Genomic DNA, 20,627 nt, shown 5'->3' on the forward strand with positions numbered 1-20,627 from the left:
ATGCAGCCTCTACGTGCGCACCTTTGATCGCGTCAATCTCAAAGACAATAAAGCGTTTGGATAGCAGATCAAGCTCTTTATCTGAATTAAGCAGGTAATCGTACTCTCCACCTTTGTAATAAGGCTCCAGTACATTCAGAAAGTTGGCCACATCAAAATCTTTCTCCCGGACTTTTTTTATCTGCAATACCTTCTGATAATCGGTCAGTACGAATTCATAGAAACCATTGAAGGATGGATGTTCGGTTCCCTGTTTGATGCGCTCGATATAGCCATTAACGGCATTGGACAATGCGACTTCTTCAGAACGTTTTGGCGGCTCGTCATCTCTTTTCCAGAGCGTAAGGATCAAGGTTTTAATACTCTCTTTCTTTTCGATATCAAAGACACCATCGTCGGTAAAGAAGGGATTAAAGGCGATTGGATTATCTTCAGTATACGTAAAGTAAACCCCATCGTTACCTTTGGTTTTTGCCTTGATCAGCTCGCAAAGTCCCTGATACGAATTACCGGTATCCACCAATAATACATGCGCTCCCTGCTCAAAATACTGGCGCACCATATGATTGGTGAAGAATGATTTTCCACTGCCCGATGGACCCAAAATAAACTTATTGCGGTTGGTGATGATACCACGTTTCATGGGCAGATCCGAAATGTCCAAATGAATCGGTTTTCCTGTCAAGCGGTCAGCCATTTTAATTCCAAAAGGGGAGGGCGAGCTCTGGTAATTAGTCTCTTCAGTAAAAAAACACAGTGCAGGTTCAATGAACGTGTAAAAGCTTTCTTCTGCCGGAAAATCGCCCGAGTTTCCTGGTATGCCCGCCCAAAAGAGTGTCGCAACATCAGTGGTGTTATGCCGTGGTTTACATTCCATTAAAGCAAGCGCACTTCCGGTATCATTTTTCAGTTGCTTTAGTTCATTTGGATTTTCAGACCAAGAAAAGACATTGAAGTGTGCTCTTATGGAAGAGAGTCCAAAACTATGGGCTTCGTTGAGGTAGCGTTCGATCCATTCTTTGTTGATCTGATTAGCCCTGCTATATCTTGCGAGTGAATGCATATTACGTGCGGACTTTTCAAACTTTCTTAAGTTCTCATCGCTATTGTCCAAAAACAGGTACTGGTTATAGATATGGTTTCCGTTTAAAAGTAATCCAACAGGTGCTGCAAAAGATAGCAGGCAATCACTTCGGTCAGTGGAAAGCTTTTCATAACGCGTATCTGGTGATACTGATGTTGGAAGGTCATCGGTATCCGATAGGGTATGTAAGCACAATCGCTTATTTCCGATCCGAATATCTTCTGTGCCCAACGCCATATCCTGCAAGGAAGATTTAGGATCGCGGGATAACGTAAAATATTGATCAAGTAATCCCTGCTGATCTTCTGTGCCAAGAATTTCATCCTCTGTCATTCGTTCAATCCGGATAAAGCCTGAATCATTTATGATCCTTTCAAATTGATTGACAGCTTCCAAAAAATGATGAACCTTTTCTTTATCCCTTTGCTCTTTATTGACCAGACCTCCTTTGCAAAGCGTAGAAAAATTGCTCTGCATACGCATTCTTTCTTTGGTGGTTTTGGTCAAAAACAAGTAGCAGTAATGGTTTAAAAACGGGCGCTCATAAAAGTGCTTTTGATAGGATCTTCCTAAGAAACTTTGGTTTTCTTCAGCTATGTCTGGCAAATATCCTTCTTTAAGATACCAGTCCTGTTTATGCACAATGGTGTTATTTGGAAGCGTTTTAATGGCTTTATGCCATGCTGAATGGATTGCCTCGTACTCTTCGCTTGCAACGGTGAAAAGTTCTGGAAGATGAACTTTAAAACAGGTGGTAATGTCTGCTTCCTTGGAAATAATACAGTGATTCTCCACGGCAAGCAGTGGAAACTTACTTTCCAGTGTTGTGGCTTTTGCATTATTTCTCATGGCTTATAGATTTGGAATTGTACTTTAAGAATCTACACGCAGGCTTGCGGCTAAGGATATATTTGGGATGCTTCCGGCTAGCACTGAGTTTCATTAGTCCATGTTCTCCGTATTTGCTGTTTAATGCAAAGGTTTTCCAGACGATCAATGATGCTGATAACGCACCAGTAATTAGGCAGGCGTAAGTGTCTGTACCAGCCATATACAGGATCATCACAAGAATCAAAATTCCAAGTAACCCACCAGCGAAAATGAATAGGTACTGTGCTTTTAATCCTTTGAACTCAACTGTTCGACCAATTCCCTTATTGATATGATATGTTGCCATATGTTTCTGTATAAGGTTATAGGAAGAATGATCTTAGAATCGTAGCAGCGACAATAAGAAAAATGCAGGCTCCAAACCAACTGGCTGCCGTCTTTGAGGTATCGGGGTCTCCATTGCTGAACTTATTGTAAACCTTTACCCCACCAATTAGTCCAACAACAGCCCCAATAGCGTAAATAAGTTTAGTGGCTGGATCAAAATAGGAGGTAACCATCTGGGTGGCTTCGCTAATTCCTGCAGCACCATTTCCTTGTTGGGCAAACGTGTTTGCCACGGATAGCAATACTAATCCGAGGATTAAAATTTTGTCTCTTTGTTTTTTCATGATCTGAATGATTTTTAGTGATCTGTTCCCGATCTTTTCGGGCTTTGAGACAAATGTGGTGTAGGGAGAGAAGCTGAGTGGTGATTTGGAATTCAGAGGAATTCCTTTGCTTTTTATGGTAGTAGAAGTAGCCAGGAAAGCACAAAGAAAGTGTCAGGCAATTATTGTCAGACACTTTATTTGGGGAGGTATATTTTTAGATTCTTTTTCCTCTTGATTTTTTTATTTCAGGTTTTGCAGCAGGATTTTCCTGCTGCTGCTTTTGTTTCTGAAATTCTTTATTGTCCTTGATGATGTCTTTTATATAGGTTTTTTCCCAAGGAATTATTTTGGCTTTAAAGTGGGGTATAAGATCTTTAGCTTTAACATCATCCAATATATCCCATCCATTTTGGCGGTTCCATCCAATAGGGTCAAGTTTTTTCTGAAAGGGGAACTGGATTGCTAGGAGATCTTTAGGAATGCTCAACAGATTTTCATAATCCAATTCACTAAATTCATGTTTTATGGGGTCGTAAGGAATGATGTAAGCATTTAGTTCTTCTGAAAAATGATCGTCAATTTCCTTAAATGAGATTCCCTTTGAGAGAAAATCATCTTTAGGGCGGAGTTTGTCCATCCGCATATCCACATAAAAAAGATAGCCTGCTATATCAATGGTTGGCAATTGTCCTTTGGTTACGCGAAGATCATATTCAGGGGAAAGCAGAATATTACGCTTTGCCTTTTTGTGATTTGAAGGTTGGATAATAATTTGTTTTTTACTGACTTCAACTTTCCAGTCAATGTAGTCTTTTGCATCCTGGAGATTATGGGGATAAGACACCCGTCTACCTGATGATTTACTATCATCTAGTCCGACGATATATCCATGGTTGGGAAAATCATGAAGCTCGAAGATAATAATAAGGTTATCGAGGCTTTTATCCAGAACATTATTGACATGGCTTGCTATTAAGTGTCCACTATATTCTTCAAACTTGTAGTTGGGATCATCTTTTAAAATTTTCATAAATAATTTTCTTTTATTGTAATACATAGTTGTTTACGTAAAGATGATTGAAAACTACACTGTTAATAATATACTGTTTTAATAGGAAGCGTTTGGTAAAAGTTGTCTTCACAATATTTTTAATGCAAAATAATTAGTATACTGTTTAAATTTGCGGTAACAAATAAATTTATTTATCGATTTATTTCATCAAAATTCTTTAATTGATTACAACATTTAAATTACATTTGCAATAACATAGACTAGATTGAGGATAAAGAATATTTAACCTTTTTTATATATTTCATAAGGTATTAGGTATTTATTAACATTATTTTTTATAAAGTCTGTGGGTAAAATTTTCAGACATAGAGTTATGGGACAATTAGAGGCAAGATTTACAATTTTAGGGACCGAATATGAAATACCGTTTACAATAATAGAAGAAGAAAGTTCTTTAGTCTATTTATATTCAATATATGGAGATCAAGAATATAAATTTCCCTTAAACAATATTGGTGGATTATTGAGGTTGATCAATAATAATCCTTTTGAAGAACCTCAAGAAATTGTAGATGAAAGATTAACGGGATTGTCTTCTGACTGGTTGGAAAGCAAAGCTCAAGGATTTGAAAATTCTTTGGACTTTGAAGATATAGCACAGCCTGGATATGGGCCTGATGATATTTTCGTAGAGAACAAACCGTTTTCGTTGAGACAAATTATGGATCTTATTGATTCTGAAGATATCGAACTTTCCCCTGATTTTCAGAGAAATTTTATTTGGGATAGAACTAGACAGAGTAGACTTATAGAATCGATTTTATTAGGTTTGCCATTACCATCAATTTATTTAAGTCAATATGAAGATGGTAGGTTAACCGTTGTTGATGGTTTGCAAAGACTTTCAACAATTCGAGCTTTCTTGAAAGGAGATTTGAAGCTAACAAATCTTGAATATTTGGTTGAATGTAATGGTTTATATTTTAATGGTCTAGAAGGGTTTTTATCTCCGTTGAGGTTGAGAAGATTTACCCAAACTCAGGTAATGTGCTTTGTAATCGATTATAGATCACCAAGTAAACTAAAATTTGATTTGTTTAGAAGGCTAAATACCGGTGGAAAGCCTTTGAATAATCAAGAAATAAGAAATTGTTTATCTCGTCCTGATGTTCAGGTAGTTCTGAAAGAAATGATTAGCCTTCAAAGCTTTAAACAATCTACGGACAATAGTGTAAAAGATACTAGAATGGATGCCAGGGAAGCAGCCTTAAGGTTCTTATATTTTAGCAGGCAGTATGAATATTTTGGTAATATTGTTGGAAACTATAACGGGGATATGGAAAGTACTTTAGATGATTTTATTGATGAATTGAATTTCAGTAGTATATATGAATTGAAAAAATATATTCCAATTTATGATAGAGGGTTAAGTAATGCATTTTTTTTATTTGGAAACCATTGCTTTAGAAAAATAACGTTAGAAACTTTAGACAGTAGAAGACCTCCAATAAATAAACTATTAATGTTGAGTTTTACTTTTTTATTAAGTAGATATGATAATTCCAGAATTAATAGAATGTTTGAAAGGAATTACTTAGTATATCCGTTAGCTGAATTTATCTCCCACGATGATAATATTTTCAAAGCAATAACTTATGGAACAAATGGTAGGTGGAATTTGTCAATTTGTTTTGATGCATTTGAATATTTTTTAAATAAATATTTAGGAAATGCAGACTATTGATTATAAAATATCAGGATTTAAATGCTTCGCTGATAGATCTTTTAAACTAAAAGATATTACAATTCTTACCGGGAGTAATGGAACTGGGAAAAGTAGTTTTATCCAAGCATTGTTATTAATAAGGGCAGCAATAGAAAAAAATTGTAATGATTCTAACAGTAATGATTATGTAAACAAAATTTGGAAAAATAGCTCAATACCTTTAAATGGCCCTTATCTATTAAATTTAGGTTCTATTTACGATATTTTTAACGAGAGTGAAAATGCAAATAATAAGATTCAAATAGAATTAGGGCACGAAGTTTTTTGCATTGACTTTCCCAAAGAGAATGAGCCAAATGATAGATGTAATGTAAGTTTGAAATCTGAATTAAAAGAAGATAACGACTCTTTCTTGCGTAATCAAAAATTTTATTATTTACATACTGAAAGATTAGGACCAAGATTAGGTGTTGATTCAATTTATACGGAATTTCCTCATTGCTATTATAGAGGAGAAAATACGGCAGAGTTAATTTCTAAATATGGAGTTTCACATAAAATTTTTGGTCCAAGATTGCATCCCAATATTAAAAGCCAAAATTTACAGCAGCAATTAGATGAATGGTTAAGTTTTATTTGTCCAGGTACAAATGGTGTTGTGATAATTCAACAGGATTTCAATAGGTATCAAATAACAATGAGAAGCAGCGCTTCGAAAATAAATGTTCTTGCTCCTAATATAGGGTTTGGGATTAGCTACTCTCTTCCAATAATAGTTAATGGTCTAATAGCTGAAGAAGGGAGTGTTTTTATTGTAGAAAACCCAGAAGCGCATCTTCACCCGAAAGGTCAGTCAAATATGGGATTTTTTCTAGGTATGGTTGCTGCCTCAGGTGTTAGATTAATTGTCGAAACCCATAGTGAGCATATTGTAAATGGAATAAGAAAATCGTCATTATATAATAATCCATTAAAACCTGAAAACGTAGGAATTTATTTTTTTGAAAATATTACAAATAACGACGAAGAAACTAAGCAAATATTAATTAGTGAAAATGGTGATTTAGAGAGTTTTCCAAAAGATTTTTTTGATCAGGTAGGCCAAGATATGGCTGAATTGTTTAAATTAAAACAATCCTATAGAAATGAAGGGTAGATTGTTAAATTATGTAGAATCTTTCAATTGGTCAGATAAGGACAAGAATAGAAGCTTAGAATTACAGAATTATAATAGCGCATTAATAAAGGCTCGCGATAAAGGAGATCATGTTTATTGTCCTGAGGCAATGTATAATCCGGAAAATATAAATATTATATTTCAATTTATTTGGGTTAATGGTTATCATTCATATGAACAGTTAAAAGTCCACTTTGATTGGATGTCTGTTGAAGATTTTCAGGTGTTAACAAATTTGTCGCACATGCTTGGTAATTATACGCCTAACTCCTCAAATACATGGAAAGAATTTAATGCGGAGTTTCTTGACGAAAATAAATCTCTAATTGGATTTAAACAGGAACATTTCAATGATCCATTAGTTTATGATGAACCAACCTATAAAAGTTTTCATTCAAAATTTGTATCAACATTCGATTACCCTAAACAAAAATTGCATTATAAATATTTTAAAGAGCATTATTTTCCAATTTTGAAAAAAGACAGTGGCCAAATCAAAGGAGCAATTGACAAAAAACAAGTTAACAGCGGAATTATTCGTTTAGATCCTCCTAAAACAAGTCCCAGTGGTGAAATTATTCATAATCAACAAATTCATGTACATTTTAAAATTGGTAAAAATGAATATGCATTAAATATAGATGGAACATGGAAACATGGTCCCAAACCCCAAAGTAAGGTTACTATTCCTACAGATATGTGTAATACTTTTTGTGAATGGGGATTTTTATTACCTGATGAATACTATAGTTAATATAAATAAGAAGGGAGTTTATATAAACTCCCTAATGTTGAAATCATCTACATCATTTTTCCTAAAGGAATCCTGTGAATAATCTCCTGGAATGTTATTATCCAATAGGGCCGCAATCTTTTGGGAAACATTTTCTATTGAACTTTCCAGTAAGCTGAATAAATCGGTTCCCTGTATTTTCTGAACTATTGCCACTGCTGTTTCCTTTTGAGCAGCCTCCAATTTCTCTAACCGGAGGATCTGCTCCACAGTTCCAAGCTCATCGAAGGTAACCCCCGTAGCAAAACCGTTATCGCTTTCTGTAAGTCCAAATAGTCTTAGCTCTTCTTCCTCTTCTTCCAGATCTGGCAATTTTTCCGCTGATTCTACTTTCGGAATAGATGCATCGATTTCCTCCTCTCTGATTTCTATATCAAAATTATCAGCTTCTTTTTCAGTTTCTTGATGTTGGAATTTGCTGGTAATATTTGGAAGTGCAAGTCTGTTAGAAGTCTTCGGTTTGCCTATAATATCTGGTAAATCAGTGATGTTTTTTGTCAAATTTGCTTTTAGATCTGCCTGCTTTTTAGGGTATATTTTATCATGTAGCAGTAAGGCTATGATAATGAGCAGGCAAATGATGATGATTGCTTCCATAGTTAAAAAATGGGTTTATATTTTTCGTTATAACTTTTAGTGATCTGCTCCTCAAATTCCTTGAAGTGGTGTTCTAGTAAATTATCCAGGTAACCATAAATCGTGATTTTATCTTCGCCAATCACCTGGACGATACGAAACAGTTTTTCATGGAATTCAGGACGGATATACACTGTTTTTCCATCCCGTGCATTGGTTTCGGGCCTTTTGAAAAATAGGCTTTCATAGCCTGATTCAATGGGCTTTTTCGTGCGAATCCGCTCCTTTAAAATCGGTTTTTCGATCTCCATCTCTGTTTCAGTAGCTTGTTGTACTGGAAGTTTAAGACCTTCTTTTTTTACGCCTTCAACCATCAGGTTCATCATCATTTCTTCATTGATTTCAGGGTTGTTGTTTCTTTTGTTCTTTTCCATACGATCTACAATTGAATTATTTTTAAAAATTCCTGCATGAACATATCTAATTGGCAGGTTTTCATTAGCCTTTCATCAGGTGGGATTAAGGTTGATCTGAAAACCTGTTTGCTATTGATTTCACATTCTTTACGGAAGCGCGTGCTGTTCTTGATTTTGCTTTTCATTAATGAAAGACCCAACTGCTTAATAAGGTCTTCATAAATTTCATAAAGCGGTGTGTTTTCTCGACCATCCACCTGATTCCAGAATAGGTTGACTGATTCAATGGAGGTTTTCCCTTTTTTCATGATGACATCTTGCAGAAGCTGACTGAAAATGAGTGTACTTTCCATGACTACGCGATCTGCTGTCATCGGCGTGAAGATGTGGTTCATGCCAGCCAGAGCCTGAAGGATCCCTGAAGAATTTACTGTTCCAGGCAGGTCAAAAAAGATTGCATCAATTGGAATAGTTGAACTTTCTAAGAATTCATAGGCAGCTTCCAAAACTTCTTCAGCTTTGTACTGTAAAATAGGATAGGCTTTTTTATTTATTGTGGTAAACTGCCGGTATGCTAGCTTCTTTAATAACTCATTTTCCATAACCATATCAAGGTCTCTATTTTTCATTTTCATCAGGCTATGCTGCGGGAAGTCAGCATCAAATACTACTACATTAAATCCTAAGCGGTAATGCATCAAACTAGCGATCAAAGTCGTAAATGTGCTTTTTCCAACGCCTCCTTTTTGCGAAGAGAAGGCGATAAATTTTGTGTTGTGATGTGTACTCATGTTGTTAATTTTTTATTTATGTATTGTTGTATATGTTTCTGCATTTCAATATTGTTATGATTACCTGGATCAATCTTTATGTGAGTAAATACTTGTTGTCTTCTTTAAGGATCTACATACACTACTGCGTATTTAGATGAAGATGTACTTAAGTAATATATTCTCTATCTGTGCATCTAGCTCACTATGAACATTCCCGTATTTTTATCTACGTTTCTACGTTTCTACGTTGTTACGTAAATATCTACCTACGCAATTATCCTATCCTGTATGCACAAAGGAATGCATAGATATATTTCAAGTTTATTAAGTGGTAGTTCTTAGCCGTTTTAGGTAGTCTTTGTCTTGGTGAGATCTATATCTAGATTGAGAAATTGGGTTTTACTTTATGCTATGGAATATTTTATAAGATTTGGAGATATGGTTTTCGTGGATATGGCGAAAAAGATTAACGGCATAAAGCTGTTCTCCTCTTTAACGTCAATCTGCCTATAGAGCAGATTATGGTGTTCACCAGAACACGGCAAGTTGTGTTTTGAGCATCTCTAAATGATTTTCGGATGCTCAAAACCACTTGCCCCGGCCGGGAGCAGAAACCGTCTCCGAAGTCGCCGTTTTTTTGAATTTAAATGGATTTGTTATGGATGGTAATAATAAAAAACAGCACAGAAAGCCAGGGCGAAAGCCTAAGCTTGATCCTGCAAAATTTCGGTATACAATCTCCTTTACTGAGGAGGAACATGCAAGATTTCTAGCATTATTTGATAGATCAGGGTTTTATGTAAAAGCCCATTTTATTACATCCTGCATCTTTGAAAAGACTGTTAAAACAATCAGAATTGATAAAGGAACAATGGATTTTTATATGCGTCTGACCTCTTTTCATAGCCAGTTTAGATCTGTTGGGGTCAACTATAACCAGCTAGTTAAACTCTTACATACGCAATTTTCCGAAAAAAAAGCTGCTTCATTTTTATTCAAATTAGAAAAGCAGACAGCAGAACTGGCGCAATTATGCAGGAAAATTATTCAGTTGACTGAAGAATTTGAAACAAATAATCTTAATAAATAACTGCTTATGATTGCAAAAATTGGTCGTAGTAGCAATTTATATGGTGCATTAGCCTATAATAATCTTAAGGTTGAAAAAGAGGATGGACAGATTTTAATGTTTAATAAAATTATTGAAAATAGGAGTGGAAGCTATTCTGCTGGGGAACTTTCTAAATCCTTTGAACCCTATTTAATAGCTAACCGAAATACAGAAAAGCATACACTTCATATCTCACTGAACCCCGATCCTAAAGATGCTGTGAGTGATGAAAAATTTAAGGAAATGGCATTGAAATATATGAAGGAAATGGGCTATGGAGATCAGCCATTTATTGTTTTTAAACATACCGACATTGACCGGACTCATATCCATATTGTGTCTGTCTGTGTGGACGAAAACGGGCGAAAGATTTCTGACAAATTTGAGAAAAGAAGATCTATGCAGGTTTGTAGGGATCTTGAAAGTAAATATGGGCTAATTCCTGCTACTGAAAAAGAGTATCAACATAATGACAGAATTTTTAAGCCTGTGGATTATAAGGTTGGGAAGGTTAAAAGTCAAATAGTATCTGTAATTCGCCATTTACCTAAATATTACAAATTTCAGACTTTAGGTGAATACAATGCGCTTTTATCGTTATTTAATATTACAACAGAAAAAGTGGAAGGAGAGCTTAATGGTAAGATGCAGAAAGGACTATTATATTTCCCGTTAAATGATAAAGGAGAAAAAGCTGGAAGTCCATTTAAAGCTTCATTATTTGGCAAAAGTGCCAGTCTTAATTCTTTGGAACTGTATTTTGGTAATTGTAAAGCATTACTTACAGATTCGCCCGTAGAATTAACCCTGAAAGCCGCTGTAGCTAATGCCATAAAAACCACTATTAATGAAGAGGATTTTCGGCGAAATTTAGTAGAGCAAGGAATTAATATGGTACTTCGAAGGAATAGTTCCGAACGGATTTATGGGATTACTTTCATTGACCATAATTCCAGGACTGTTTGGAATGGTTCCCGATTAGGAAAGGAATATTCAGCCAATATATTTAATAACCTTTGGAAAAATGACTATAAGCCCTATATCAACAAAAGTTTTGAGAGTCCAATTTCTAAACCCGGTAACAGTGAAAGCAGTAAGTTGTATGCTGAAAATATTCATCATCTTTTTGACTTTTTACTTACTGCTCCAGAAACAGATAATTATGAAGATACTATCATAGATACATTTGGTGGCTTACTTCCAGAAGCGCAAGGAGAAGATTTTGAAGAATTACAGTTTGCAAACAAAATGAAAAAGAGAAGAAAGATAATTTAATCTTTTTTTTTGCCTTTAAAGCTTAAATTATCTTTCTAAAATGATCTGATTAATTTTTCCATTTTCTAATCTGAAACTAAGCTGTAATCTATATCTATTTTTCGGAGTTTCTTCACTTTCAGCAGTAGGAGTAAAAGTTTCTAAATAAATATGTATTTGGGGATCGTTAAATGTCCAATTGGATTTGATTTTGAAAGCTCTTCCACATAGTTCCTGATAGGAACTTTCAATGTAGTTGCTGAAATTTTCAATGCCTTGTGTGGTAAGTTTTTGCCGCCAGTTGACCTTAATCTCAAAAAAGAGATCCTCCGATAAATTTTTTAAAATGGAATCGAATTCTTTGTCATTACAGTTTTTTATGAAATCACGGATTATTTTTCTTGGAATTTTTTCACTTTGCCGTTTTTCTGCTTTTTTCAAAGCCTTGTATTCCTCAAAGTCATTATCTACAATTCCCTCCATTTTATCAATGCCATATTGAAAGGCATCTATCTTGGTTTTGTGTAATCTCTCGGGGAAGAAGTCTGTTTCTTCAGGATCAGCTTCTTCTTTAAACTCGTTGAGTAAAAGAAAACCCTTTTCTTGTGTTCCATTATTAATACCTGGGATGATGTTAACATGATATGTTTTTTCATCAGAGCCGAATAATACCTTTACTACCGGATTAAACTTAACTTCAACTTTTTCAGATTTTTTCATTAGGTACTTAGTCTCGTTAAGTGGATTTTCGATGCGATCACCCCACTCTGAAACAAGTTCATTTTGAAATCTGGAAATTTCCAAACGTATTTCCTTTCTTCCTCGGTCAGGGTCAGTTGTTAATTCATAATCGGTAAAGGCATTACAAATATGATTGTTGAGTTCCCACTCCTCGTAGTCGCTCGTAAATTTTATTCCAAAATGTTTTTCATATTCCATCATGTAAATTGGAAATTCGATCTTGTTGTTAATCAATATCGATTTAATGATTTCGATGTCGGTCTTCCTGTTAACAGAGATATAGATATGAGTTTCCATTATTAGTAATTGTGAAAAATTCTGATTGGAAATATAAATAATTTATCTCTCCTGTGAAAAAGACATTTTAACTAACTGGATAGAATGTCAATACAAGCAAAATTATGCCTCTCTAGGTCTTTTTCTAATACTAACCAATCTGGATTATACTTTTCCTAAAACATATCTTATGCAGGGAGAGGATGATTTAAGAGGCTTAGCCAAAATAATGGCTTTTATGCGCGCAGTTAGTATTTTACAAGTGCTGATGAATTTTTATTGGTTCTGTTATTCTTTCTTTTTGGAAAGAGGCTGGATTATGGAAGTTATAAATGAAATTCTATCTAACTTCCAAAAGACCACGGGACTGTTTTCTTCTCCAATCTATACGAAGGTATTTGCTCTCATCTTACTTGCCTTAAGCTGTATAGGAACAAAGGGCGTAAAGAACGAAAAGATAAACTGGTCCAAAATAAACTTTACTCTAATTACAGGTTTGATTCTGTATTTCTTAAGCTCCATTTTTCCTAATCTTACCTATGAAATAGGGGGCTTTCTTTATATTTTAAGCACTTCTCTGGGATTTATATTCCTGATGGTTTCAGGTGCTTGGATGACTAGATTGCTCAGAAGTAATCTGATGGATGATGTTTTTAATAACGAAAATGAGAGCTTTCAACAGGAAACTAAGTTGATGCAGAATGAATACTCCGTTAATCTTCCTACTAAGTTCTACTATCAGGGTAAATGGCATGAAGGCTGGATAAATGTTGTAAACCCGTTTCGTGCTACGATTGTATTAGGTACACCAGGCTCCGGTAAATCTTATGCCATTGTCAATAACTACATTAAGCAGCACATTGAGAAAGGTTTCTCCATGTACATTTATGATTTCAAATTTGATGATCTTTCAACCATTGCATACAATCATCTATTAAAGCATACAGATAAGTATAAAGTAAAGCCCCAATTCTTTGTTATTAATTTTGATGATCCACGAAAAAGTCATCGTTGTAATCCGCTAAATCCGGACTTTATGACGGACATCTCTGACGCCTATGAAGCGGCTTATACAATAATGCTAAACCTGAATAGATCGTGGATACAAAAACAAGGAGATTTCTTTGTGGAAAGTCCTATTATACTTTTAGCTGCTATTATTTGGTTCCTGAAAATATATGATAATGGAAAGTACTGTACATTTCCGCATGCCATAGAACTACTTAATAAAAAATACTCCGATGTATTTACGATTTTGACTTCTTATCCTGAACTTGAAAATTACCTTTCACCCTTTATGGATGCATGGCAGGGTGGAGCTCAGGAACAATTGCAAGGACAGATCGCTTCAGCAAAGATTCCGTTATCACGAATGATCTCACCTCAATTGTATTGGGTGATGACAGGTGATGATTTTACGTTGGACATCAATAACCCTGAGGAACCAAAAATTCTTTGTGTTGGTAATAATCCCGATCGTCAAAATATTTATTCAGCTGCTTTAGGATTGTATAATTCCAGAATAGTAAAGCTTATCAATAAAAAGGGACAATTAAAAAGTTCGGTTATTATTGATGAGTTACCCACCATTTATTTTAGAGGATTGGATAATCTCATTGCTACTGCCCGCAGTAATAAGGTGGCAGTATGTCTGGGCTTTCAAGATTTTTCTCAGCTGACAAGGGATTATGGAGATAAGGAAAGTAAGGTAATTCAAAATACGGTCGGAAATATTTTCAGTGGTCAAGTGGTAGGGGAAACAGCGAAAAGTCTGTCAGAACGCTTTGGGAAAGTGCTTCAGAAAAGACAGAGTATGACGATCAATAGAAATGATAAATCTACATCAATTTCAACCCAACTGGATAGCCTAATCCCGGCATCTAAGATTTCCACGTTGACCCAAGGAGTATTTGTCGGAGCAGTTTCAGATAACTTTGATGAGCGAATTCATCAAAAGATTTTTCATGCAGAAATTGTTGTGAATAATGAGAAAGTGGCTGCTGAAGCAAATTTCTACAAAAGAATTCCACAGATCGTATCTTTTACTGATAAAGAAGGAAAAGATAATATGAAGGAGGAAATTGATGCAAATTACAAGCGAATAAAATCTGATATTGCTCAAATTATAGAAAACGAAATTGAGCGTATTAAAGATGATCCAAACCTACAGCATTTGCTTAATTAGTATATTATTTCGATTTTTTAGAGATTAATGTTTGTTATTAAAGACGATATAATAGTATTGTAAACATCTGTATATCAATTGTTAAAATGTTTTTTTTGGAAGTTTTCAGAAAAATATTTAGAAAATACGCGCAAATATTTAGTCAAATACGCCAAATAATGATTGTGGATTTTTATCGGTTTCCTAATTTGATATAATTGTCATATAAACAATTTAAACTTAGTATTAGATCTATCGTTTTCTCAATCGATTTTTTTAATGCAATATTAATTAGAGACATGAAAACGCACCAATTAAAACTTAATTCCTCATAAAGAGAAAAATCCCTATATTTTGATATTATTGAAATCACTGGACCTGATAGTTAAGAACATTATTAATTTATAATTTTTACTATGAGAAAATCTGTTTGTGACAGCACACTAAAATATATCCAAATCCAGGAAAGTAAGCTAACATTTGATATTGATAAGGTAATAGATGAATCAACGAGCATGATTGCCTTTTTAAGGGAACGCCTTTCCGAACTGAAAAATGCTGTTTTAGAAGAAAGCTTTGCAGATAGCAAAGAAGAAATTCACTTTTTCAAGAATGTTAAACCCCATATTCTCGGAAAACTGATTTATTATAATGCGATTTACGGAATCGAAACAAGCTGCCCGGTAAAAAGTGGCGAAATTTATCTTTCCTACTTTAATTGCGCGATGAATAGACTAAAAAAGGAATACAAAGACGATTTATGTAAATCAGACTTTTATAAGTATTACCGATCTGGACGTACGGACCTTGACGAGAAATTTTATACCCTTGGAAATGTTAATTTTACAGGTGAAATAAAAAGCTTTGTATTTGAAATTGATCTGGACTTTTCGACCTATTATGACCATAAAGCAGCTCATATTATCGCAAATGATCTATTGCATGAATACCTTCAATTAAGGCTTAACCCGGATATCCTGCAAAAGTCATCATCAGCCGGAATTCAAAATTATGCCGACCTTTTCTGGACCGACTCAAAGAATGCCTTAATTGAATTAATCTACGCTCTCCATGCAGCTAGATCACTTTCCAATGGAAGATTAGGTGTAGGTAAAATCTGTACGGCGCTTGAATCCATACTCAATATTGAACTAGGAGATATGCACCACGCATTTCACCGGATGAAAGTCCGAGCTGGAAGTAAAACTTCATTTTTGGATTATTTAAAAGAAAACCTTGAACAGTATATGAACAAAGGTTTGGATTAGTCCATGCCAAGATTTATCCATATTTGCCCATAACCCGTACAATGATAATTGTGCGGGTTTTCTGTTTTTATTGATTTAGAAAAGGAAATATTGAATATAATTTTTTTTGGTTTTGCTTGGCACTGCTTACCTAAACTTGGCAGATCAGGCAGATTTCATCCATGAACTTTGGATCAGTACAAAAATCAAAGTCATGAATATAGAAAGAATGGAATTTATAGCTTGGATGGAACGTATTATGAATCGTTTCGATATTTTAAGCGAATCAATTAAAGAAGCCAAAAAGGACAAAACATCAATTGACGGCGAAGAACTTTTAGATAATCAAGACGTATTGGAGATCTTGAAAATTAGCAACCGTTCCCTTCAACGGTATCGATCTGAAAAAAAACTTCCTTATTATACAATTAGCGGTAAACTCTATTATAAGCTATCCGATGTCCATGAGTTCATTCGGGAATGTTTTAATGCACCGATCAAGCGAACCAAGACGCCATTAAAAGACAAGTAATTCCTCTGGTTTTCATTTTCAACAAAATTGATTGTCCCGTTTTTACTTTCAAACTCAAATTAAAATACTTTGATATGAGTGAACAGAACACAACTACACAGCCTGTTAATGAACAGATCTCTGAAATTCTTCTTGTTCTTGATAAAGAATTAAAGCGGATTCAGGCAGTAAAAGGAATTTCAAAAGATGGCGAACTGCAAACAGTTGACCCTAACCAGAAAAATGAAGGCCAATTTATGCGAGTGGATAAGCATGGAGATGTTTTCTCCAATTTCTTTTCGAACTTCTTTAGACAGCTAAAGAATCCATCTCGCTTTAATTTCTTCAAAGTTCCCGCAAAGTCGGCGGAAGAAATTGCAGATAAAATTCAGCAGCAAATCAACACACCAACCAAAGATGGTGAAAAATTAATAGAGCAACATGCTGTAAAGATTGAGCCAAAAGAAGAAAAAGAACAACAACTAAAACAAGAAAATATGAAAACAGAATCGAGTACAACAGAAAACAACGGTTATCGTTATCAGCCTGATCAAATAGATTGGGAAACCCTTTCACATTTAGGCTATAATCGTGAACGCCTAGAAAAGATGGATTTAATGGATACTTTATTGAAAGGTTACAAAACCAATGTATTGGTCCCAATAAGCCTAAATCTTGGAACTACCATTTTAAGAACAGACGCCCGTTTATCTTTACAAAATGGACAGGACGGTAAAGTGATTTTTGCTATTCATGGAATGCGAAAGGAGCCGAGTTTAAATTATCCTTTTTGGGGACATGAATTTACTAAGGAGGATAAAGACAATCTCTTGTCTTCGGGTAATATGGGAAGGATAGTGGATCTGAAGAACCCAAAAACCGGAGATATTATACCTTCCATTATCAGTGTTGATCGATTGACAAATGAACTTGTTGCCCTTCGTGCAGAATGGATGAAAGTTCCCGATGAAATCAAAGGAGTGAAGCTGAACGATCATCAAAAACAAATCCTACTCGAAGGAAAACCTCTTTTTCTTGAAAATATGGTATCCTCCAAAGGAGAACCTTTTAGTTCCACAGTTCAATTTAACGCCGATAAGAAGTACGTTGAGTTTTTGTTCGATAGAAATGTTGGTAACAAGAACGAACAGAAAAATGATGAGGTCCCAATTGAGGTTCCTAAAGTATTTCGTGGTAAAGAATTGACAGATGAACAGTTCAAGGATTTTAAAGAAGGGCATACAGTTTACATTGACGGTTTAATTGATAAGAAGGATCAACCTTACCAGGGCTATATCACTTTCAATAAAGAAAATGGTAAAGTAGACTTTTCTTTTAGAAATCCTGAAAGCATTCTTAAAAATGCAAAACCAACAGAGAATCATAAAACCCAAGTTGCTGTGAATTCCGAAGGAAAGACCAATGAATCCACAAAAAAAATCAAAGAACCATTGAAATCAGGTCAGAAAAATCCCGATGGTAATAATCAGGTGAAGAAAAGATCGAGAAGCATTTAATCATTAAATACACGAAGCTATGATAACAGTACTTGCAGAAAAGCCGAGTGTAGCAAAAGAGATAGCCGTTATACTGAATGCCAAGACGAAAGACAATGGCTTTTATTCAGGAAACGGCTATTTTGTTACCTGGGCATTAGGGCATCTTGTAGGGCTCAGAATGCCAGAGGAATATGGAATTTCCGGATATAAAAGAGAAAATCTTCCCATAATACCGGATCCTTTTTTGTTGACGATAAGAAAAGTAAAAGTTGAAAAAGGCTATAAAGTTGATGGTTCAGCTTTAAAACAGATTAAAACTATTTCTGACCTCTTTGATAAAAGTGAAAAGATCATCGTTGCTACAGATGCGGGAAGGGAAGGAGAACTTATCTTTCGCTACATCTATCAATATCTGAATTGCAACAAGCCATTTGAACGTTTATGGATTAGTTCGTTGACAGATAAGGCTATCCGAAATGGTTTCGAAAATTTAAAAGATGGAGCACAATTTGACGGTCTGTACAATGCTGCTAAAGGCAGAAGTAGAGCTGACTGGCTAGTAGGAATTAATGCTTCACAAGCGCTTACAATAGCCGGTGGGAATGAAGTTTATTCCCTTGGAAGAGTACAGACTCCTACACTGGCTCTAATCTGTAAACGATATGAAGATCATATCAATTTCAAAGTAAGTAAATATTGGCAAATAGAATTAGAGCATAAAAAAGAGTTCATATCTTTTAAAAGTTTATCCATCCAGAAATGGGATGATAAAAAAATAGCGGAAGGTGTCCTAAGAAATATTGAAAAATCGGGAAAAGTATCGATAGAATCCGTTGAAACAAAACGGAAAAATGAACAAGCTCCATTATTGTTTGACTTAACAGGATTGCAAAAAGAAGCAAATAAAAAATTGGGATTTTCAGCTGATGAAACCCAAAATATCGCGCAAAGTCTCTATGAGAAAAAATTCATTACTTATCCAAGAACGGGCAGTAAATATATCCCCGAGGATCTTTGGTCAGAAGTAACGGTAATTGTCAGGACACTAGATAGTGTTGACCAGTTCAAACCGATGACCTCGAAATTGAAATGGGGACGATTTAATAAGCGAATAATTAATGATTTAAAAGTTAGCGATCATCATGGCTTATTGCCAACTGATCGCATTCCCACCGCATTGTCAGCTAAGGAAAATGCTATATATGAAATGATCGCAGTAAGGTTGCTTGAATCACTTTCCTCTTCTTGTATCAAGGAAATCACAGAAATTAATTTACATGCCTTACATTATGAATTTTCATTAAAAGGAACCGTTGTTATAGAACCTGGCTGGCGAGAAATAAAGGGATTGGTTTATGATGAAAATGAGGAGGCTCAAGAATTACCCGTGCTTCAAAAAGGGGATGAATTTAAGATCATAAAATCAGAAATTTTAGAGAAAACAACACAAGCACCTAATTTATTTACTGAAGCTGGATTACTATCTGCAATGGAAAATGCTGGCAAACAAATTAAAAACTTAGAGGAAAAGAAAGCTTTACAGGGAATCGGAATAGGTACGCCGGCTACTAGGGCCTCAATCATTGAAACGCTCTTCTCTCGAAATTATATCAAAATGGATAAGAAGGCATTAATACCTACAGATAAAGGTTTTAAAGTCTACAATTTAGTCAAGGATATGAAAATTTCAGATGTCCAAATGACAGCAGAATGGGAGATGGCTCTTCAAAAAGTTGAAAACAATGAGGCCGACTTGGAATCCTTTTTAAATAGTATAAAGGATTTTACAAGCACTATTACTATGGAACTATTGGAACTAACAATAGACATTGAATCAGTCCCGAAGATTACCTGTCCCAAATGCCAAAGCCATTATTTAGAAATTAAAGATAAAATGGTGAAGTGCCTAAGTGAAAACTGTAACTGGATACAATTTAGATATGTGTGCGGTAAACAGCTGTCTTTGAAGGATATTGAAATGCTAGTTATTAATGGAAAGACGAGTTTGATCAAGGGTTTTAAAAGTAAAGCTGATAAAAGATTTGATGCTTTTATAGTTCTTAATCCGGATGGGAAAACTGCTTTTGAATTTGAGAAGAAATTCAAGAAGAAATGATCGTCTAAACTCAAAGCGCCATATGCTTCGATAAAGCGTCAACCAACATTTCAAATTAAAAATAATAACATTTTTAACATCACAAAATCACAATACAATGGAAATCACTAGAGAGGACTTAAGACAATTAAGATTAAATCTCATCGACGATATAGAACGAATTATTGCTGCTAGAATTCCAGTGCCAATTCCTGAAGAGAAGGAATCCATTGATTGGCTGAGGAGTAAAGCTATCCGTAAAATAATGAACATTTCGCCTGCTACTTTACAGAATTTGAGGATTACTGGAAAGATACGGTATACTAAGATTATGGGATCGTATTATTACAATAAAAGCGATTTAATGCTGCTTTTCAATAAAGAAAAATAATGAAGCCAATTTGGATGAAATATCTGAAAATTTTGATTGAAGATGCCAGAATAAATGTCTGGCATCTTGCTCTATTTTTGGCTATTGTCCAATTAGCTGAGGAACAAGAAATAAGAGTGAGTAGATCAAAGCTAATGTATCATTCCCATATTAATACCTTACCCACATTTCATAAATATTTTAAAGAGTTGCAGGATTTTGGATATATAAAATATACACCATCTTATCATCCGGGATTTAGAAGTCTTATAAATGTTTTATAGCATTATTCCTGTATTATAAATTAAATAATATTAT

The 20,627-nt window shown here is 34.7% G+C and carries 20 protein-coding genes; 12 read left to right on the forward strand and 8 right to left on the reverse strand.

The window, feature by feature from the left end; all coding sequences use genetic code 11:
* From B4Z90_RS13785 to B4Z90_RS13800, 4 genes are all read right to left on the reverse strand, one after another.
* On the reverse strand, positions 1-1,933 hold a 1,933-nt coding region (locus B4Z90_RS13785), incomplete at its 3' end, for a TraG family conjugative transposon ATPase (RefSeq protein ID WP_286802519.1).
* Positions 1,923-2,261 carry a DUF4133 domain-containing protein gene (locus B4Z90_RS13790; RefSeq protein ID WP_286802520.1) on the reverse strand — a complete coding sequence of 113 codons (339 nt, stop codon included), beginning with the start codon at positions 2,259-2,261 and terminating at the stop codon, positions 1,923-1,925. The genes B4Z90_RS13785 and B4Z90_RS13790, both read right to left, overlap by 11 nt.
* 16 nt (positions 2,262-2,277) lie before the next feature.
* Positions 2,278-2,586, reverse strand: a complete 309-nt coding sequence (locus B4Z90_RS13795; RefSeq protein ID WP_286802521.1) for a DUF4134 domain-containing protein — start codon at positions 2,584-2,586, stop codon at positions 2,278-2,280.
* A 196-nt stretch (positions 2,587-2,782) separates the two neighbouring features.
* Positions 2,783-3,598, reverse strand: coding sequence for a hypothetical protein (locus tag B4Z90_RS13800; protein WP_286802522.1), 816 nt, complete (start codon positions 3,596-3,598; stop codon positions 2,783-2,785).
* 355 nt (positions 3,599-3,953) lie between these two features.
* Between B4Z90_RS13800 and B4Z90_RS13805 the strand changes: the two genes are divergently transcribed.
* From B4Z90_RS13805 to B4Z90_RS13815, 3 genes are read left to right on the forward strand one after another with little or no spacing between them, the layout of a single operon-like run.
* Entirely contained in the window at positions 3,954-5,324 is a 1,371-nt protein-coding gene (locus tag B4Z90_RS13805) for a DUF262 domain-containing protein (RefSeq protein ID WP_286802524.1), read from the forward strand.
* The gene (locus tag B4Z90_RS13810; RefSeq protein ID WP_286802525.1) at positions 5,311-6,462 is read left to right on the forward strand and encodes an AAA family ATPase; all 1,152 of its coding nucleotides are present in this window, start codon (positions 5,311-5,313) and stop codon (positions 6,460-6,462) included. The genes B4Z90_RS13805 and B4Z90_RS13810 overlap by 14 nt, the downstream gene beginning before the upstream one ends.
* Positions 6,452-7,237 carry a hypothetical protein gene (locus B4Z90_RS13815; RefSeq protein ID WP_286802526.1) on the forward strand — a complete coding sequence of 262 codons (786 nt, stop codon included), beginning with the start codon at positions 6,452-6,454 and terminating at the stop codon, positions 7,235-7,237. The genes B4Z90_RS13810 and B4Z90_RS13815 overlap by 11 nt, the downstream gene beginning before the upstream one ends.
* A gap of 18 nt (positions 7,238-7,255) precedes the next feature.
* Here the strand turns inward: B4Z90_RS13815 and B4Z90_RS13820 are convergent, their stop codons facing one another.
* From B4Z90_RS13820 to B4Z90_RS13830, 3 genes are read right to left on the reverse strand one after another with little or no spacing between them, the layout of a single operon-like run.
* Positions 7,256-7,873 carry a conjugal transfer protein TraD gene (locus B4Z90_RS13820; protein WP_286802527.1) on the reverse strand — a complete coding sequence of 206 codons (618 nt, stop codon included), beginning with the start codon at positions 7,871-7,873 and terminating at the stop codon, positions 7,256-7,258.
* Positions 7,874-7,875: 2 nt separating this feature from the next.
* Positions 7,876-8,286 (reverse strand): DUF3408 domain-containing protein, encoded by a 411-nt coding sequence (locus tag B4Z90_RS13825; RefSeq protein WP_286802528.1) that lies wholly within the window; start codon positions 8,284-8,286, stop codon positions 7,876-7,878.
* Positions 8,287-8,291: 5 nt separating this feature from the next.
* The gene (locus tag B4Z90_RS13830; protein WP_286802529.1) at positions 8,292-9,059 is read right to left on the reverse strand and encodes a ParA family protein; all 768 of its coding nucleotides are present in this window, start codon (positions 9,057-9,059) and stop codon (positions 8,292-8,294) included.
* A gap of 640 nt (positions 9,060-9,699) precedes the next feature.
* Here B4Z90_RS13830 and mobA point away from each other — a divergent pair.
* Positions 9,700-10,131, forward strand: coding sequence for a conjugal transfer protein MobA (mobA, locus tag B4Z90_RS13835; RefSeq protein WP_286802530.1), 432 nt, complete (start codon positions 9,700-9,702; stop codon positions 10,129-10,131).
* 6 nt (positions 10,132-10,137) lie between these two features.
* Positions 10,138-11,427: a conjugal transfer protein MobB gene (mobB, locus tag B4Z90_RS13840; RefSeq protein WP_286802532.1), complete on the forward strand. Its 1,290-nt coding sequence runs from the start codon at positions 10,138-10,140 to the stop codon at positions 11,425-11,427.
* Positions 11,428-11,454: 27 nt separating this feature from the next.
* Here the strand turns inward: mobB and B4Z90_RS13845 are convergent, their stop codons facing one another.
* Entirely contained in the window at positions 11,455-12,348 is an 894-nt protein-coding gene (locus B4Z90_RS13845) for a hypothetical protein (RefSeq protein WP_286802534.1), read from the reverse strand.
* 265 nt (positions 12,349-12,613) lie between these two features.
* Here B4Z90_RS13845 and mobC point away from each other — a divergent pair, with 265 nt between their 5' ends.
* From mobC to B4Z90_RS13880, 7 genes are all read left to right on the forward strand, one after another.
* Positions 12,614-14,608 (forward strand): conjugal transfer protein MobC, encoded by a 1,995-nt coding sequence (gene mobC / locus B4Z90_RS13850; protein ID WP_286802536.1) that lies wholly within the window; start codon positions 12,614-12,616, stop codon positions 14,606-14,608.
* 395 nt (positions 14,609-15,003) lie between these two features.
* Entirely contained in the window at positions 15,004-15,855 is an 852-nt protein-coding gene (locus B4Z90_RS13855) for an RteC domain-containing protein (RefSeq protein ID WP_286802538.1), read from the forward strand.
* A gap of 193 nt (positions 15,856-16,048) precedes the next feature.
* Complete coding sequence (locus B4Z90_RS13860) at positions 16,049-16,366, forward strand: helix-turn-helix domain-containing protein (RefSeq protein ID WP_286802539.1); 318 nt, start codon at positions 16,049-16,051, stop codon at positions 16,364-16,366.
* A 74-nt stretch (positions 16,367-16,440) separates the two neighbouring features.
* Complete coding sequence (locus B4Z90_RS13865; protein WP_286802541.1) at positions 16,441-17,862, forward strand: DUF3945 domain-containing protein; 1,422 nt, start codon at positions 16,441-16,443, stop codon at positions 17,860-17,862.
* A gap of 19 nt (positions 17,863-17,881) precedes the next feature.
* Positions 17,882-19,960, forward strand: coding sequence for a type IA DNA topoisomerase (locus tag B4Z90_RS13870; RefSeq protein WP_286802543.1), 2,079 nt, complete (start codon positions 17,882-17,884; stop codon positions 19,958-19,960).
* A gap of 97 nt (positions 19,961-20,057) precedes the next feature.
* Positions 20,058-20,330, forward strand: coding sequence for a helix-turn-helix domain-containing protein (locus B4Z90_RS13875; RefSeq protein ID WP_286802545.1), 273 nt, complete (start codon positions 20,058-20,060; stop codon positions 20,328-20,330).
* The gene (locus tag B4Z90_RS13880; protein WP_286802547.1) at positions 20,330-20,593 is read left to right on the forward strand and encodes a hypothetical protein; all 264 of its coding nucleotides are present in this window, start codon (positions 20,330-20,332) and stop codon (positions 20,591-20,593) included. The genes B4Z90_RS13875 and B4Z90_RS13880 overlap by 1 nt, the downstream gene beginning before the upstream one ends.
* The last annotated feature ends 34 nt before the right edge of the window (positions 20,594-20,627 follow it).

Source organism: Sphingobacterium sp. UBA5639, assembly GCF_002421245.1.
GTDB classification, from domain to species: domain Bacteria; phylum Bacteroidota; class Bacteroidia; order Sphingobacteriales; family Sphingobacteriaceae; genus Sphingobacterium; species Sphingobacterium multivorum.

Excerpts from the sequence above, each read along its gene's own strand:
- B4Z90_RS13795 (WP_286802521.1), bottom strand. The coding sequence starts at position 2,586 with ATGAAAAAACAAAGAGACAAAATTTTAATCCTCGGATTAGTATTGCTA.
- mobB (WP_286802532.1), top strand. The coding sequence starts at position 10,138 with ATGATTGCAAAAATTGGTCGTAGTAGCAATTTATATGGTGCATTAGCC.
- B4Z90_RS13875 (WP_286802545.1), top strand. The coding sequence starts at position 20,058 with ATGGAAATCACTAGAGAGGACTTAAGACAATTAAGATTAAATCTCATC.
- B4Z90_RS13855 (WP_286802538.1), top strand. The coding sequence starts at position 15,004 with ATGAGAAAATCTGTTTGTGACAGCACACTAAAATATATCCAAATCCAG.
- B4Z90_RS13825 (WP_286802528.1), bottom strand. The coding sequence starts at position 8,286 with ATGGAAAAGAACAAAAGAAACAACAACCCTGAAATCAATGAAGAAATG.
- B4Z90_RS13870 (WP_286802543.1), top strand. The coding sequence starts at position 17,882 with ATGATAACAGTACTTGCAGAAAAGCCGAGTGTAGCAAAAGAGATAGCC.
- mobC (WP_286802536.1), top strand. The coding sequence starts at position 12,614 with ATGCAGGGAGAGGATGATTTAAGAGGCTTAGCCAAAATAATGGCTTTT.
- B4Z90_RS13810 (WP_286802525.1), top strand. The coding sequence starts at position 5,311 with ATGCAGACTATTGATTATAAAATATCAGGATTTAAATGCTTCGCTGAT.
- B4Z90_RS13860 (WP_286802539.1), top strand. The coding sequence starts at position 16,049 with ATGAATATAGAAAGAATGGAATTTATAGCTTGGATGGAACGTATTATG.
- B4Z90_RS13805 (WP_286802524.1), top strand. The coding sequence starts at position 3,954 with ATGGGACAATTAGAGGCAAGATTTACAATTTTAGGGACCGAATATGAA.
- B4Z90_RS13880 (WP_286802547.1), top strand. The coding sequence starts at position 20,330 with ATGAAGCCAATTTGGATGAAATATCTGAAAATTTTGATTGAAGATGCC.
- mobA (WP_286802530.1), top strand. The coding sequence starts at position 9,700 with ATGGATGGTAATAATAAAAAACAGCACAGAAAGCCAGGGCGAAAGCCT.
- B4Z90_RS13845 (WP_286802534.1), bottom strand. The coding sequence starts at position 12,348 with ATGATGGAATATGAAAAACATTTTGGAATAAAATTTACGAGCGACTAC.
- B4Z90_RS13800 (WP_286802522.1), bottom strand. The coding sequence starts at position 3,598 with ATGAAAATTTTAAAAGATGATCCCAACTACAAGTTTGAAGAATATAGT.
- B4Z90_RS13830 (WP_286802529.1), bottom strand. The coding sequence starts at position 9,059 with ATGAGTACACATCACAACACAAAATTTATCGCCTTCTCTTCGCAAAAA.
- B4Z90_RS13820 (WP_286802527.1), bottom strand. The coding sequence starts at position 7,873 with ATGGAAGCAATCATCATCATTTGCCTGCTCATTATCATAGCCTTACTG.
- B4Z90_RS13790 (WP_286802520.1), bottom strand. The coding sequence starts at position 2,261 with ATGGCAACATATCATATCAATAAGGGAATTGGTCGAACAGTTGAGTTC.
- B4Z90_RS13815 (WP_286802526.1), top strand. The coding sequence starts at position 6,452 with ATGAAGGGTAGATTGTTAAATTATGTAGAATCTTTCAATTGGTCAGAT.
- B4Z90_RS13865 (WP_286802541.1), top strand. The coding sequence starts at position 16,441 with ATGAGTGAACAGAACACAACTACACAGCCTGTTAATGAACAGATCTCT.